Origin of the sequence: Paenibacillus dendritiformis, from assembly GCF_945605565.1 — a bacterium.
Classification (GTDB): domain Bacteria; phylum Bacillota; class Bacilli; order Paenibacillales; family Paenibacillaceae; genus Paenibacillus_B; species Paenibacillus_B dendritiformis_A.
On the sequence record NZ_OX216966.1, the window covers coordinates 5,753,818 to 5,767,966 of the forward strand.

The 14,149-nt window shown below is 54.9% G+C and carries 11 protein-coding genes; 4 read left to right on the plus strand and 7 right to left on the minus strand.

Annotation, left to right across the window (positions count from 1 at the left end):
* Window positions 1-305 precede the first annotated feature (305 nt).
* Complete coding sequence (gene pheT / locus NNL35_RS25825; protein ID WP_006677478.1) at window positions 306-2,747, minus strand: phenylalanine--tRNA ligase subunit beta; 2,442 nt, start codon at window positions 2,745-2,747, stop codon at window positions 306-308.
* 42 nt (window positions 2,748-2,789) lie between these two features.
* Window positions 2,790-3,824 carry a phenylalanine--tRNA ligase subunit alpha gene (gene pheS, locus NNL35_RS25830; protein WP_006677479.1) on the minus strand — a complete coding sequence of 345 codons (1,035 nt, stop codon included), beginning with the start codon at window positions 3,822-3,824 and terminating at the stop codon, window positions 2,790-2,792.
* 701 nt (window positions 3,825-4,525) lie between these two features.
* Here pheS and gap point away from each other — a divergent pair.
* Both gap and ppdK read left to right on the plus strand, forming a co-directional pair.
* A complete protein-coding gene (gap, locus tag NNL35_RS25835) occupies window positions 4,526-5,566 on the plus strand; it encodes a type I glyceraldehyde-3-phosphate dehydrogenase (protein ID WP_006677480.1) in 1,041 nt (346 codons plus the stop codon).
* A gap of 136 nt (window positions 5,567-5,702) precedes the next feature.
* Window positions 5,703-8,381 carry a pyruvate, phosphate dikinase gene (ppdK, locus tag NNL35_RS25845; RefSeq protein ID WP_006677481.1) on the plus strand — a complete coding sequence of 893 codons (2,679 nt, stop codon included), beginning with the start codon at window positions 5,703-5,705 and terminating at the stop codon, window positions 8,379-8,381.
* A gap of 155 nt (window positions 8,382-8,536) precedes the next feature.
* On the opposite strand, the gene NNL35_RS25850 is transcribed toward ppdK, so the two are convergent.
* Window positions 8,537-9,022: a hypothetical protein gene (locus NNL35_RS25850; RefSeq protein WP_138985638.1), complete on the minus strand. Its 486-nt coding sequence runs from the start codon at window positions 9,020-9,022 to the stop codon at window positions 8,537-8,539.
* A gap of 187 nt (window positions 9,023-9,209) precedes the next feature.
* Between NNL35_RS25850 and NNL35_RS25855 the strand changes: the two genes are divergently transcribed.
* Both NNL35_RS25855 and NNL35_RS25860 read left to right on the plus strand, forming a co-directional pair.
* Window positions 9,210-10,607 carry a chymotrypsin family serine protease gene (locus tag NNL35_RS25855; protein ID WP_006677483.1) on the plus strand — a complete coding sequence of 466 codons (1,398 nt, stop codon included), beginning with the start codon at window positions 9,210-9,212 and terminating at the stop codon, window positions 10,605-10,607.
* A 452-nt stretch (window positions 10,608-11,059) separates the two neighbouring features.
* Window positions 11,060-12,322 (plus strand): NCS2 family permease, encoded by a 1,263-nt coding sequence (locus NNL35_RS25860; protein WP_050979428.1) that lies wholly within the window; start codon window positions 11,060-11,062, stop codon window positions 12,320-12,322.
* Between the two features lie 141 nt (window positions 12,323-12,463).
* Here the strand turns inward: NNL35_RS25860 and NNL35_RS25865 are convergent, their stop codons facing one another.
* From NNL35_RS25865 to NNL35_RS25875, 4 genes are all read right to left on the minus strand, one after another.
* Window positions 12,464-12,823, minus strand: a complete 360-nt coding sequence (locus NNL35_RS25865) for an MFS transporter (protein ID WP_006677485.1) — start codon at window positions 12,821-12,823, stop codon at window positions 12,464-12,466.
* Between the two features lie 292 nt (window positions 12,824-13,115).
* Complete coding sequence (locus NNL35_RS30565; RefSeq protein WP_337999307.1) at window positions 13,116-13,325, minus strand: glucosaminidase domain-containing protein; 210 nt, start codon at window positions 13,323-13,325, stop codon at window positions 13,116-13,118.
* Between the two features lie 290 nt (window positions 13,326-13,615).
* Complete coding sequence (locus NNL35_RS25870; RefSeq protein ID WP_254553858.1) at window positions 13,616-13,723, minus strand: CD1375 family protein; 108 nt, start codon at window positions 13,721-13,723, stop codon at window positions 13,616-13,618.
* 1 nt (window position 13,724) lies between these two features.
* The gene (locus tag NNL35_RS25875; RefSeq protein ID WP_006677486.1) at window positions 13,725-14,123 is read right to left on the minus strand and encodes a hypothetical protein; all 399 of its coding nucleotides are present in this window, start codon (window positions 14,121-14,123) and stop codon (window positions 13,725-13,727) included.
* Window positions 14,124-14,149: the final 26 nt, after the last annotated feature.

The window sequence follows — 14,149 nt, forward strand, 5'->3', positions numbered from 1 at the left end:
CTCAAGCGAGAAACTCGGCATCGAATCTTGCACTCATTCTCGAAATTCGCTGCTCATGTAGTCTCACCTACGCTGCGCTGCTCTTTCTTCGAATTCGAGCAACCTTCTCGGTGCTGAAAACCGAACTTTTTGAACACGCACTTCAACAGAAATGTCTTGTTTTCCTGACGAAAAAGAATATGGAGACAGGCAAAAAACGCTTCGGCCTCTCCGCGAGAGGAATGCGTTCCTGCGAGATGATATAAAAGCGGACTGCCGCTCCTCCATTAGATCAGAGGACGGCAATCCGCTTCCTTCATTTCATTCTATTTACGGAGCTCCGCTTCGAATCCGGCTTCCAGCGCGGATACGACACGTCCGTGAATCTCCGTAATCTCTTCGTCGGTGAATGTCCGCTCCGGATGGCGGTACGTGAACGAGATCGCTACGCTTTTCTTGTCTGCCGCAATCCGATCCCCGGTATAGACATCGAATACGCGGACGGATTCCAGCCATTCTCCGGCCGCATCCTTCGCCGTCTGGACGAGCTCGCCGACAGCCGTACCGCGATCGACGACGACCGCGATGTCGCGTTCAACCGCAGGGAAGCGAGGAAGCGTCTTGTAGACGATATCCGCAGAAGCCGCTTCAATCAACGGCTTCAGATGAATTTCCGCGACATAGGTGTCGCCCAGATCCTTGGCCCGCTGAACCTCCGGATGCAATTGCCCGATGATGCCAAGCCGCTGCTCTTCCCCGTTCGCCTGGAGATACATCGTCGCCGATCGGCCTGGATGCAAGCCTTGCGGCCGATTCGCTTCATAGCGAATCTGTCCTTCGAGCCCGAAATGCGCCGCCAAGCTGTCGACAATCCCCTTCACATCATAGAAATCGACCGCTTCCGCCGCGATATTCCATTGCGGCGTACGCCGCGCGCCCGCCAGCAGCAGGCCAAGCACCGGCTCCTCCTGAGGAATCTCCATCAGCGTTTCCTGCGGTGTCATGTACAAGCTGCCCAATTCGAAAATCTGAATGTTGTCCGATTTACGGTTCCGGTTGTACGCCGCAACATCGAGCATGCTCGGCAGCAGGCTCGTGCGGAGCACGCTGCGCTCCTCGCTCATCGGCATGAGCAGCTTGACCGGAACGGCATCCGCCGCGATCGCAGGGAACACCTTCGCTTCCGCCGGATGCGTGAACGAATAAGTCACTGTCTCATGCAGGCCGTTGTCCGTCAGCAGATGGCGTATGGCGCGGCGGATCCGCTGCGCCTTCGTCAAATGGCCCGGTGTCGTCACCCCTTCGATCGCCGTCGTCGGAATGTGGTTATAGCCATAGATGCGGGCAACCTCTTCAATCAGGTCGACATCGCGCGTAATATCGCCGCGCCGGCCCGGCACCGTCACATGGAATACGTCACCGGACTGTTCTGATTCGAGGCCGAGCCGGTCGAGAATCGTCTTCACTTCATGCGCCTGAAGCGCGGTGCCGAGCAGCCGGTTCGTCCGCTCCAGCGTCAGCGTGACGACCAGACGCTCATGCTGCTGCGTGACCGCTTCGACGATGCCTGCGGAGACCGTGCCGTTCGCCAATTGGCGAATCAATTCGGCCGCGCGGTTCAAGGCCGGGATAACCGCTTCCGGGTTCGCTTCCTTCTCGAAGCGGAGGGACGCTTCAGAGCGAAGTCCGAGCTGCCGGGATGTTCTGCGGACGACGCTGCCCGCGAAATGGGCGGATTCCAGCAAAATGTTGACCGTCCGCTCCGTTACCTCCGAATTTTCGCCGCCCATCACGCCCGCAAGCCCGATCGGCTTCGATCCGTCCGTAATGAGGAGCATATGCGGCTCCAGCTTCCGCTCCTGTCCGTCCAGCGTCACGAGGGTCTCGCCTTCGCGCGCGTAGCGGACTTCGATCGTGCCTTCGTTCAACTGGTCGGCATCGAACGCATGCAGCGGCTGCCCGTATTCCAGCATGACGAAATTCGTCACGTCAACGATATTGTTGATCGGGCGCACACCCGCCGCCAACAGCCGGTTCTGCAGCCACAGCGGGGACGGCTGAATAGTCACATTGCGGATATAGCGGGCCGCATAATGGGTGCAGCCGTCCGCGGCGCTAATGCTGACGCGGATCGCATCCGATGCCTGCGCCGAAGCATCCTCTTCGACCTGCGTTTCCGGCAGGCGAAGCGGGCGCTCGAGCAGGGCTGACGTTTCATGCGCCACGCCCAGCATACTCAAGCAGTCCGAGCGGTTCGGCGTTAGATCCAGCTCCAGCACATGGTCGTTCAGACCGAGCACATCCGCGATCGGCGTGCCGATTTCGGTGCTCTCCGGCAGGACGAGGATCCCTTCTTGCATTTCCTTCGGCAGCAGCTTGTCATTCATGCCCAGTTCCTTAGCCGAGCAGATCATGCCCTGCGACTCGACGCCGCGCAGCTTCGCCTTCTTGATTTTCATGCCGCCCGGCATAACCGTCCCGATCAGCGCGACAGGCACTTTCTGACCGGCGTCCACATTTTTGGCCCCGCACACGATCTGCAGCACTTCGCCTGTTCCGGCATCCACCTGGCACACGTTCAGCTTGTCCGCATCCGGATGCTTCTCCTTGGACTGGACGTAACCGACAACGACGCCGTTTACTCCTTTGTTGCGATTTTCGATGACATCAATCTCGATGCCGGCTTGCGTCATCCGCGCTGCCAATTCCTCGGCGGTCACGCCGGTCACATCGATATATTCCGATAACCATTGGTAGGATACGTTCATGGCCGTTCTCTTCCTTTCCTGTGAGAGGTAGTCCCTTCCGGCTTACATGCGAGCAAATTGCTGCAAGAACCGCAGGTCGTTCGTATAGAAATGGCGGATGTCATCCACCCCGTACTTGAGCATCGCAATCCGTTCTACGCCCATGCCGAACGCGAATCCGGTGTAGTTCTCCGGATCGTAGCCTCCCATTTCCAGTACGCGCGGGTGAACCATCCCTGCTCCCAAAATCTCGATCCAGCCGGTCTGCTTGCAGATCCGGCAGCCGCTGCCGCCGCATTTCATGCAGGTGACATCAACTTCCGTGCTCGGCTCGGTGAACGGGAAGAAGCTCGGACGAAGACGAATCTGCATATGGGCGCCGAACATTTCGCGCATGAACTGCAGGAGCGTGCCTTTCAGATCGCTCATCCGGATATTTTTGTCGATCACAAGCCCCTCGATCTGATGGAACATGAACGAATGGGTCGCATCGTCGTCATCACGGCGGTATACCCGGCCCGGGCAAATGATTTTGACCGGCACCTCGCCCTTCATCTTCTCCATCGTGCGCACCTGAACCGGCGACGTCTGCGTCCGCATCAGCAGCTCCTCCGTAATGTAGAAGGAATCCTGCATATCGCGGGCCGGATGATCCTTCGGCAGGTTCAGCGCCTCGAAGTTGTAGTAATCATGCTCGACCTCCGGTCCTTCCGCGACCGTATACCCCATGCCGATGAAGATGTCTTCAATCTCCTGGATGACCTTTTGCAGCGGGTGTGCCGCTCCTTGCGCCATCGGGCGTCCCGGCAGCGTCACGTCAATCGTCTCCGCCTGAAGACGGCGTTCCGTCTCTTCGCGCTGGAATGCCTCCTGCTTCTCTTCGATATACTGTTCGATAGCTCCGCGCACTTCATTCGCCACCTGGCCGATCAGCGGACGCTCTTCCGCGCTCAGACCGCCCATGCCGCGCAATATCTCAGTAAGCGCCCCTTTTTTGCCAAGAAATTTGACGCGCAGCTCGTTCAAATTGTTCGCATCTTTTACTTGCTGCAGCTTCTCCAGCGCTTCGGCGCGCAACGCCTGCAAACGCTCTTTCATGGTGTCAACCTCCCTTTGGTTTTCCAGTTCAAATCAATTCGTGTTCAAAAAGAACAAAAAAAGCCTTCTCTGTCTCAAGGGACGAGAAGGCCGTGGTACCACCCTTATTAGACATCACGCGCTTCGGCATGACCGAGGCCGCGAGCTGTCTCACTTCATACGACGATAACGGGTCGTGCGCCGGGCGCCTCTACTGGCACAGGCGGTGCCTGCCGTTCAAGGCCCTGCTCCGGAGTGAATTTCGGCAGTCCATGTCTTCAGACGCGCTCTCAATCGGCGGCGCATCCTCCCTGGGAAGCGGTGCTGCGTACTTGTCTCCATCTTGGCAGTTGCATGGATACATGTGTTAACGATAAGCAATACGTTACATTTCATGTATTATAGTCAACGCGCCGCTGTTTTGCAAGTCTAATTCGCGGAGTTGATCGCGGCGGATACATGCTTGATTCCTGACGGTCCCACAACAGGACATCTCAGCTACTCTCCCCCTCTTCTCCCCGCTCTCCCCTGCCGTCAGGTTGCCATTTTTCTTCAGAACACCATTTTTACCTGCTGTATATAGAAAAAGAACGCCAATTTTTATTATGACGTATTATATTAAAAATATGCGATTATATATTACACATCATTTATTTATTGTGATATACTGTATCATGAAAAAGAAACCAATTATGGATCCACTCTGAAGGAGGAATTCGACTATGGCATTACCTGTTGCCATCAACGGCATGGGCCGCATCGGCCGTCTCGTGCTGCGCCGCGCTATGGATGAAGCGCATTCGCCGTTCGCCATCCGGGCCGTGAACACTCTTTATCCCGCCGCCACCATCGCGCATCTGCTCAAGTACGACTCCATTCACGGGAAATGGAACGCGAACATCGCCGCTGAAGGCAATACGCTCCTTATTAATGATACGCCCATACAGGTAGTGGCAGAAGCCGATCCGGCCCGACTGCCGTGGCAGTCGCTCGGCATTCATACCGTCATCGATGCAACCGGCAAATTCACGGATCGCCCTGGCGCTTCCAAACATATCGAAGCCGGCGCGGAAAAAGTCATCATCACCGCTCCAGGCAAGGAGCTCGACCTGACGATCGTGATGGGCGTCAACGAGCATATGTACGACGATGAGAACCATCATCTCGTCTCGGCCGCATCCTGCACCACGAACTGCCTCGCGCCGCTGCTTCATCTGCTCGACCGCTCGTTCGGCGTCGTATCGGGCTGGATGACCACCATTCATTCCTACACCAATGATCAGAAACATCTCGATAATCCGCATAAAGATTTGCGACGCGCGCGGGCATGCACGCAGTCCATCGTCCCGACGACCACCGGCGTAGGCAAAGCGCTTGCCGGCATCCTGCCGCATCTGGCGACCTCGGTGCAAGGCATCTCGGTGCGTGTGCCGACGCCGGACGTCTCGCTCGTCGACTTGACGGCCGAAGTGAAAACATCCGTAACCGCAGATGATGTCCGGCTCGCCTTCCTGCATGCGATCCGCGACGGACATGATCGTTATCTCGAATGGTGCGACGAGCCGCTCGTCTCCACCGACTTCATCGGCAACGACAAATCCGCCGTCGTCGACGGGATGTCGCTTATCGCCCATGATCATCACATTAAGCTTCTCGCCTGGTATGACAACGAATGGGGCTATGCGGCTCGGGTCGTCGACTTGGCCCGCCACGTTGCACTGGAGGGAGTGAAAGGCTCATGCAAAACGGCAGCTGCCCGGTAATGCTGGGCGCCATTCTGTGCGAACGCTGCGGAACCCTTTTGGAGGAAATCGATACAGAGAAAGTGATCGTGTACTATCATCGGTGCGACGACTGCGCCGTCTGTTCCAAATTCGATAAAATCGGGGGCGAATCAGAATGAAGCCGACTTGGATCTGTCACTTCCGGCATGGCGATGCCGGCATGAAAGCGCTGTTGGGCGGAAAGGGAGCCAATCTCGCGGAGATGACGCGCATCGGGCTGCCCGTGCCGCCCGGCTTCACCATTACGACGGAAGCGTGCCGATCCTACTACGCGCTGAACCGGCTGCCCGACGGCCTGATGGACGATGTGCGCTCCGCTCTGCAGGCCGTCGAGCTGTTGCGCGGCCAGCGATTCGGGGACGCCCATGATCCGCTTCTCGTCTCCGTCCGCTCCGGTTCTGTGCATTCCATGCCCGGCATGATGGATACGATTCTCAATCTCGGACTGAACGATGAGACCGTTCAAGGCCTCGCCTCCGCGACTGGCGACGAGCGGTTCGCTTATGATTGCTACCGCCGCCTCATCCATATGTTCGGCAATGTCGTGTCCGGCGTCGAATCAGGTGAATTCGAGCGCATCCTCGCCGAAGTCAAGGCGCATTGCGGCGCGCAGACGGACCAGTCCCTCTCCGCCGACGGCTTGCGTGAGGTTGTCCGGCGGTATCAGCAATATTTGGAGGAAGTAGCTGGCGCCCCGTTCCCGCAAGATGTTCACGTCCAACTGCAGTTGGCCATCGAGGCCGTATTCCGCAGCTGGAACAATCACCGCGCGCAAGTGTACCGCAAGCTGCATCAGCTCTCCGAGAACGAGGGCACGGCCGTTAACATCCAGTCGATGGTATTCGGCAACCGCGGCGCGGACAGCGGGACGGGCGTGCTGTTCACCCGTCATCCGTCGACAGGCGAGAAGATTTTGTTCGGCGAGTATTTGACCGATGCCCAAGGGGAGGACGTCGTCGCCGGAACCCGGACGCCGCAGCCGATCGCCAAGATGGCGGAGGAAATGCCGGAGCTGTACCGGCAGCTTGTGGAAGCCGCTAACCAGTTGGAGCGCCATTACCGCGACATGCAGGATATCGAGTTCACGGTCGAGCGCGGCAAGCTGTTCATCCTGCAGACGCGGGCCGGTAAGCGGACGGCGCAAGCCGCCGTCGCCATAGCGGTCGCGCTCGTGCATGAAGGGCTGATCACGGCGCAGGAAGCCTTGCTGCGCATGGATGTCGCGCAGCTGGAGCATTTGCTGCACCCGTCGATTGCGCCCGATGCCGCGATCGACACCGTGGCGACCGGCCTGCCCGCCTCGCCGGGAGCCGCCTCCGGCCGCATCGTGCTTGATGCCGACGAGGCTGAGCGAATGGCCGCCGCTGGCGAGCGCGTCATTCTCGTCCGGCCGGAGACGACGCCGGAGGATATTCACGGCGTGCTCGCGGCGGAAGGCGTGCTGACGAGCCGGGGCGGCATGACGAGCCACGCGGCCGTCGTCGCCCGCAGCATGGGGAAGCCATGCGTCTCGGGCTGCGAGGACGTCAGCTTCGACTTCACTCGAAATTGCATCGTTATCGGCCGGCGCACGTTCCGCGAAGGCGACCTGTTGTCGATCGACGGCGCGACGGGACGCGTCATCGCCGGAGCCGTGCCGCTCGTCGCCGCGGAGATGTCGGATGAATTCCAGCAGCTGCTGGAATGGGCCGACCGCGAACGCGAACTGGGCGTCTATGCGAACGCGGATACGCCAGCGGACGCCGCGAAGGCGCGGGCCCTTGGGGCCGAAGGCATCGGACTCTGCAGGACCGAGCATATGTTCATGTCTCCGGAACGGCTTTGCATCGTTCAGGAGATGATTTTGGCCGAATCGGAGGCAGAGCGCCGGAAGGCGCTCGCACTGCTGCTGCCGCTGCAGCAGGAGGACTTTGAGGGCATTTTCGAGGCGATGGACGGTTATACGGTCACGATTCGGCTGTTGGATCCGCCGCTTCATGAGTTCCTGCCGAATCTGGAGGAGCTTGTCGTCCGGCAGACCGAGTGGAAAGCGACCGGCACCGGAACAGAGCGTGAACGGAACGATCTCGAGCGCCTGATCGCCAAGGTGCGCGCACTGCATGAGCTGAATCCGATGCTCGGCCAGCGCGGCTGCCGGCTCGGCATTCTGTTCCCGGAAATTTATGAGATGCAAGCGGAGGCGCTGTTCCTCGCCGCTTCCCGCATGCTGCGCAAAGGCGTGCGCGTGCAGCCGGACATCATGGTGCCGCTGATCGGCCACGCCGCCGAGCTGAAGCTGCTGCGCGAGCTCATCGAGCGTACGGCAGAGCGGGTGCTCGGCCCCGAGCTCCGCGGCTGCGCGTACCGGATCGGCACGATGATCGAGGTGCCGCGCGCGGCGCTGACAGCGGGCCAGATCGCGGAGCATGCCGACTTCTTCTCGTTCGGCACGAACGATCTGACGCAGATGACGTTCGGCTGCAGCCGGGACGACGCGGAGGGCAAATTCCTGACCCACTACGTCGACCGCCGCGTGCTGGCGGCGAACCCGTTCCAGGTGCTCGACACGTCCGGCGTCGGCCAGTTGATTGAGCTGGCCGTGGAGCGCGGCCTTGCCGCCAATCCGCAGCTCAAGACCGGCATCTGCGGCGAGCATGGCGGCGAGCGGGATTCGATCCTGTTCTGCCATGCGACGGGGCTCGATTATGTAAGCTGCTCGACGTTCCGCGTCCCGCTCGCCCGCATCGCCGCCGCCCAGGCGAAGCTGCTGCTCGGGAGCCGGAACAAAGCTTCCCTGCACTCGATATCGGTGTAATGTAGAAAGGAAGCAGGCTGTCGGAATCATTCCCGGCAGCCTGCCTCAGCTTCCGTCATGGGGAGGTTATGCAGCGGGAAGGAGTCAATTCGCCTGTTGAACTCAAACTGGATGGTTGGCTAAACCTTGAGGTCTTTTCCGGGAAGCTGAACTGGCTATTCCGTAACCTCTACATTCTTCGGGGCTGTATGAATTGCGAATGTTTTGCTTTTCCCATCTATATTTACCGTAAACTCTGCAAGCGCCGAGACCTCATACATACCCGGATGCTGAATCTTGAATGTGTAATTTTCTGAAATATACGCTTTGCCTGTCAAATTCCGAATCTTGCCCCCATCCGTAACCGCGTAAGAGTTGATCTCCTTCCCGGTTCCATCCTTAATCGTATACACAAACAATTGCTCCCGACTGGTTATGGCGAGTTTTTGTTCCTCTTCTTGCTTTAATTCAGCTTTGATTGTAAATTCCTCGTTGATTCTCACTTTTTGCGGAAGCGAGATATGTGCCGAAAAGAGTCCTTCTTCCATACTTTCCAGTGAAGTAGAATCTCCCCCTGTACCCAAGTCCGTAGCTCGATCCACACTGAAGGACTGACACCCGAGACATACCAAAAGAACCATGGTAATCAACCATTTTTTCAATTATTATCCACCTCCTTTAAAACAGACGTAAGAGCTTTGTTTTTGTTGCAGAATTGATTATTTTCCCCTTTTTGGTTGATGAAAACGTCGGCTCGTAGATTGCTTCTTTTAAGAATGTTCGTCAAAAGAACAAGTTATTTAAAGAGGCTTGTTAATTAGAGAGTTTAAGAAAGGATTGAATAGAGTTATGAAACTCAGGAAATTGGTAAGTTTGATTTTTCTCGCCAGCTTCTTACTTTTCAGTTCAATCATAAGCGCCGCTGAAGATACAGCAGATAAATATGGTTGGATAACCATTAATGGATCGATTTCTGATATCGCGGAAATCACTCAACAAAACAATTTGAATAAAATACCTTATCCCTTAGAGATGATCGTCTACCCTGATAACCTCACCGATAAACTTTTTTTGGAGAACTATGTTGAGAAGCAAAGAATCAGACAAGATTTTCCTGCCATTAAAAAGTTAATCGAAAATGAACCTTCCCAGTACTCAGGCCATTACTATAATGCGGATAAGGGAACTGTAATCATCCAAATAACAGAGAACTTAGAGTCCTTAAAAGAACAAGTTCGGGATTCCGTTAAAAACTATGATAAAGTTCAATTTGAAGTTAAAAAATATTCTTGGGCCGAAATTGAAAATGCCAAGGAAACAATTATTAACAATGTTGAACCAGGTACGGTTCGAGCACTCATCCCCGATATAAAAAATAACAAGTTAATCATTGCATTCGATGAAGATGCGCTCGTAAATGAAGAAACTGTTTCATCACTTATATCCCAACCGGATATGCTTGAATTCACTACCATGCCTGCTTCAGCGCTTATTGCCGAAACAGATGATACGTCGTACGGTTCTCCATTTCCAATCGGCTCCAAAATAGGCGGTGACTACGTCAAAAAGAATGAAAATGAATATGAGTACTATATATGTACAGCAGGGTACTTCGGAGTTGATCAAAACGATCAAGAAGTGCTGGTCACGGCCGGTCACTGCCAAAACAAGGCAAGAATTAATACGGAATGGTACCAACCTACATGGAAAACACCAACCATTGGAAAGTTTACTTTTAGAACCACTTCTGCCGTTGATGGAACGAACAAAACCTCTGATGCCGGATATATAACATTACACTCAAGTTATAGCGGTCGCCCAAGGGTACCGTACCCCTCTTCCTCAAATATGGCAATGATCACAGGAGTTTACACAAGCGATACACCGGGAGATACAATTTATTTTAGAGGTGCAAATAGCGGAACCACTACATCTGGTAAAATTTCATACTCCAATGTTGATATTTATTGGGGAAAAGGTGGTTATGGATACAAACGTGCCGAGGTTCTTGCCACGGGATATTCTTCTATAGGAGGAGACAGTGGCGGGCCTATACTAACAAATTATGCTTATGATAATGATCTTACCGGATGGACTTTTGATTTGGCTGGAACCCACACGGGAGTGATAACTCTAAAGAGCACCGAAAGTCCTATTCCTCCTGGAACTTATAAAGTATATGAACCCGTCTGGACAACTTTTAATGATTTAAACCTTACGGGAATAAAAGTTATTGCTAAACCCTGAATAGAAACTGGTTTTACAGAAGTACAAGTACCGTAAATCTTGAGATAAGTCCCACGGCACTTGGCTTTTTAAGCTTTTTTCTGTACACCTGCCGGCTCGTTAGCGATACCTCTTACAATCCCATTCTGACCGGATGGGAGAGTGCTGTTAAGGAGTTTATAGAATAGGCATTCTCCCTTTTTCACAGGAAAAAAGCTCTCCCTTCTCTCAAAAACAACGGCGACAAATGGCCGCGGACTATCCTTTTAACAGGTAGTGAAATTCCTCTTGTTTATTTCCTTCCAGGATGTGATACAATAAGCGCAATAGCGGCTTCATGCCGTCTATCTTTCATATTATTGAAAGGGTTGGGTGAGGGGCTACGATGGAAAGCAGGTATTCGATTGGTCCACCAGGAAAGAAAGAGACCGTCGCATGCAAAGGAGAATGCTTCATCTAATCCAGCTGTCCGCTTGAATCCAAGCGATTGGCGGAGAGAGCTGTTAGCGGGAACCGTATCTTTTTTTGCGACTGTCTATATTATTATTGTCAATTCATCGATATTGGCGGATGCCGGGATTCCGCAGGAAGCCGGTATTATCGCCACCGTGCTCGCGTCCGCGATCGGCTGCTTCATTATGGGCTGGTGGGGCAAAGCGCCCCTGATCATCGCGCCGGGGATGGGAATCAACGCCATGTTCACGTACACGCTCGTTCAGGGCATGGGGCTGACGTGGCAGCAAGCGCTGGCCGTCACCGCGATATCCGGCATTTGCTTCATTGCCATTAGCATGACTTCGCTCGTCGAGAAGCTGAGAACGGCCATTCCCGCTTCATTACAGGAAGCGATCTCGGTCGGAATCGGTCTCATGCTCGTCCTCATCGGATTGCAAAAGGGCGGGGTCATCGTCTCGGATCGCTCCTCTATTATTGCGGTGCAATCCTTTGCCGATCCGGGCGTGCTGGTTACGCTGTTGACCTTGGCGTTGACATGCATTCTGTACATGCGCAAGGTTCCAGGGAACCTGCTGCTGGCGATTATCGGAGGGACAGTGCTCGCCTATCTGTTCGGGGCCGTTCCAACGAATGCGTCGGCCGGAGGCGGAGGCTTTTCCTGGTCCACCTATGGGGATGTGTTCGGGCAGTTGACCGTGAAGGGCTTACCTGTCACGACCTTGATTGTCGCCGTCTTCTCGCTGACGCTCGTCATCGTGTTCGAGAGCGTCGGACTGATTAACGCGCAGTTGAACATGAGCGGCCGACAAGAACGCTTCCAGCGCGTCGTTCAGGCCAATGCGGCCACCGTCTTCCTGAGCGGGATTCTCGGTACGAGTCCGACCGTCTCCACCGTGGAAGCGGCCGCCGGCATCTCGTCCGGAGGAAGAACCGGCTGGACCTCGATCGTCACGGGAGTGCTGTTCCTGTTGACTTTCATTGCGATGCCGGTCATCACGCTCGTTCCGGATCCGGCGGTAGCGCCGATCCTGATCTTCATTGGCGGCTTGATGATGCCCGCCGTCCGGAATATTTCCTTCGAACGGCTGGAGGAAGGCCTTCCCGCCTTCTTCATCATCGCGTTCATTCCGCTGATGCACAGCATCGTGGACGGAATCGCGATCGGCTTCATCAGCTACGCGCTGTTCCACCTTGCGGTGGGCAAAGGGCGCCAAGTGAAGCCCCTGTTCTATATCATTTCGCTTCTGTTCGTCATGCACTTTGTGCTGCAGACGATATAAGCGAAGCAATGGCAGAAGCCCGCTTCGGACGCATTGGCGTTCGAGCGGGCTTTGTGTGTTCCTTCGCGAACAACGGGAGAGCATCGGTATCGGCAAGTATAGTCCCATCCGGAGCCATATGTCCCCATTGGCCGCTTGCAGTCAAGCTTGGATGGCCGCCTTCCCGCCTTGACGCTTCGCTTCGAGATCCTGGATCATGCGCTGCTCGACATTTTCCAGTCGGTAGAACAAAAGCATTCCGGCGAACAGCATGAAGCAGATGAACGGGATCCAGACGAAATTGAACTGAATGGCTGCCAGTCCGGATGCCGCCTGCTCCTGGTTCGGCGCATATTGGCGCTCGCCAGAACCCATGCGACCAAGGCGCCGCCGATTCCCATGCCGAACCTTGACGCCGAAGGAGCTTGAGGCGGTCAGCAGCCCTTGAGCCCTGACGCCGGATCTCCATTCGCCATAATCGACGGTATCGGCCAGCATCGCATACATCAGGCCTGCGGTCAAGCCGAGGGTAATAGGGTCAATTATCCCCTTTTAAAATAGTCACTTTTCTATTTTTTGCACTCCACGTAACCCGGGCCTCGGCAACCTCCGTAACCGTTCTGACCGGAGCATACGCGCTGCCGCCGATCAACTCTCCAGGTACAGGCACGCCATTGATTGACGCCGTTTTTGTATGCTGGTTCCAGCCAACCTTGGCACCTAGTGCTTCCCGACCGCTCGGACCGGAGCTAGGACCATTCCATCCACTAGCGGACCTACCGCGACTTTCTTCCGTTAACCTCCATTGGGGCCATTACCGTTTTTTTGCCCTGCACGATCGTAATTTCATTAGTCCGGATTGTTCGATAATGCCCGTGAGCAACTGCGGATACTTCGGATCGGTGACATATCCACCGCGCCAGATTTCGCGGCAGGCCGTTTTGTAGTCGGCGTTCAAAATACCATGGTATCGAGTTGGCTTGTCCTTTGTACCGTTAAGGACGAGCTTCGAATGATCTTCGATTCTCTAGGCCCAGTTATGAGAGGCCTGAAAAGCAGCTTCTATTTGATATGAAGTCCGGTCCGGTCTGTACTCCGTAGTAGGCATTTTTACGCTGTCTGCAGGGCCTCCACGACCATTTCGCTCGCGAAGATCTCCCTGTCTAGCTTCTCATATTGTCAACCTTAGTTTCAACTCACGGAATCCACTGGAGCATTTCTGTTTGCACCCTATCCATCGTGCTTACCTCCAATCAAAAGAGCCCCCGGGTATCCCGAGGGCATAAATATAGCGCCATACCATAGGGCAGGCGCTTATGATTCTTGTTCGAGCATTGCTTCTACAGCGGCTCTCCAACGTAGCGGTACATCTTCAATTTTCTTAAGATTCTTGCGAATCAAATCCCAATAAATGAGTGCCATATTACTTCTCACCTCCTTCGCTCATCTCTGCTAGTTCGGCGAGAGCCATCTGCATGTTGGTAATGTCTTTCTCTTGAGTTTCTGCAACTTCAGTCAGAGCTAAGTGTGTATCGGTATTATCCTTTTCTTGGGCCTCTGCAAGCTCGGCGAGGGCGTATTTGATTTCGACGTTTTCCTTCTGCAATTCTAGGACTCTGCTTTCCAGCGTGTCCGGGCGCTCGTAATCGTAGTAGAGTTTAGCCTTTTCTACGTCGATTTTGAGCACCGCCCGCAGACCAAGAATATGATCCGCTTGCGGTATCTCCCCTTCGACGTGCATCCCCGGTTCCGACATCTGCTCCTCTGTAGGATTGTGGTAGATGGTTTCTACCCTATTAAATCGGTCGTAAATAACATACATCGCTATCCCTCCTAATTAAGCCCGCT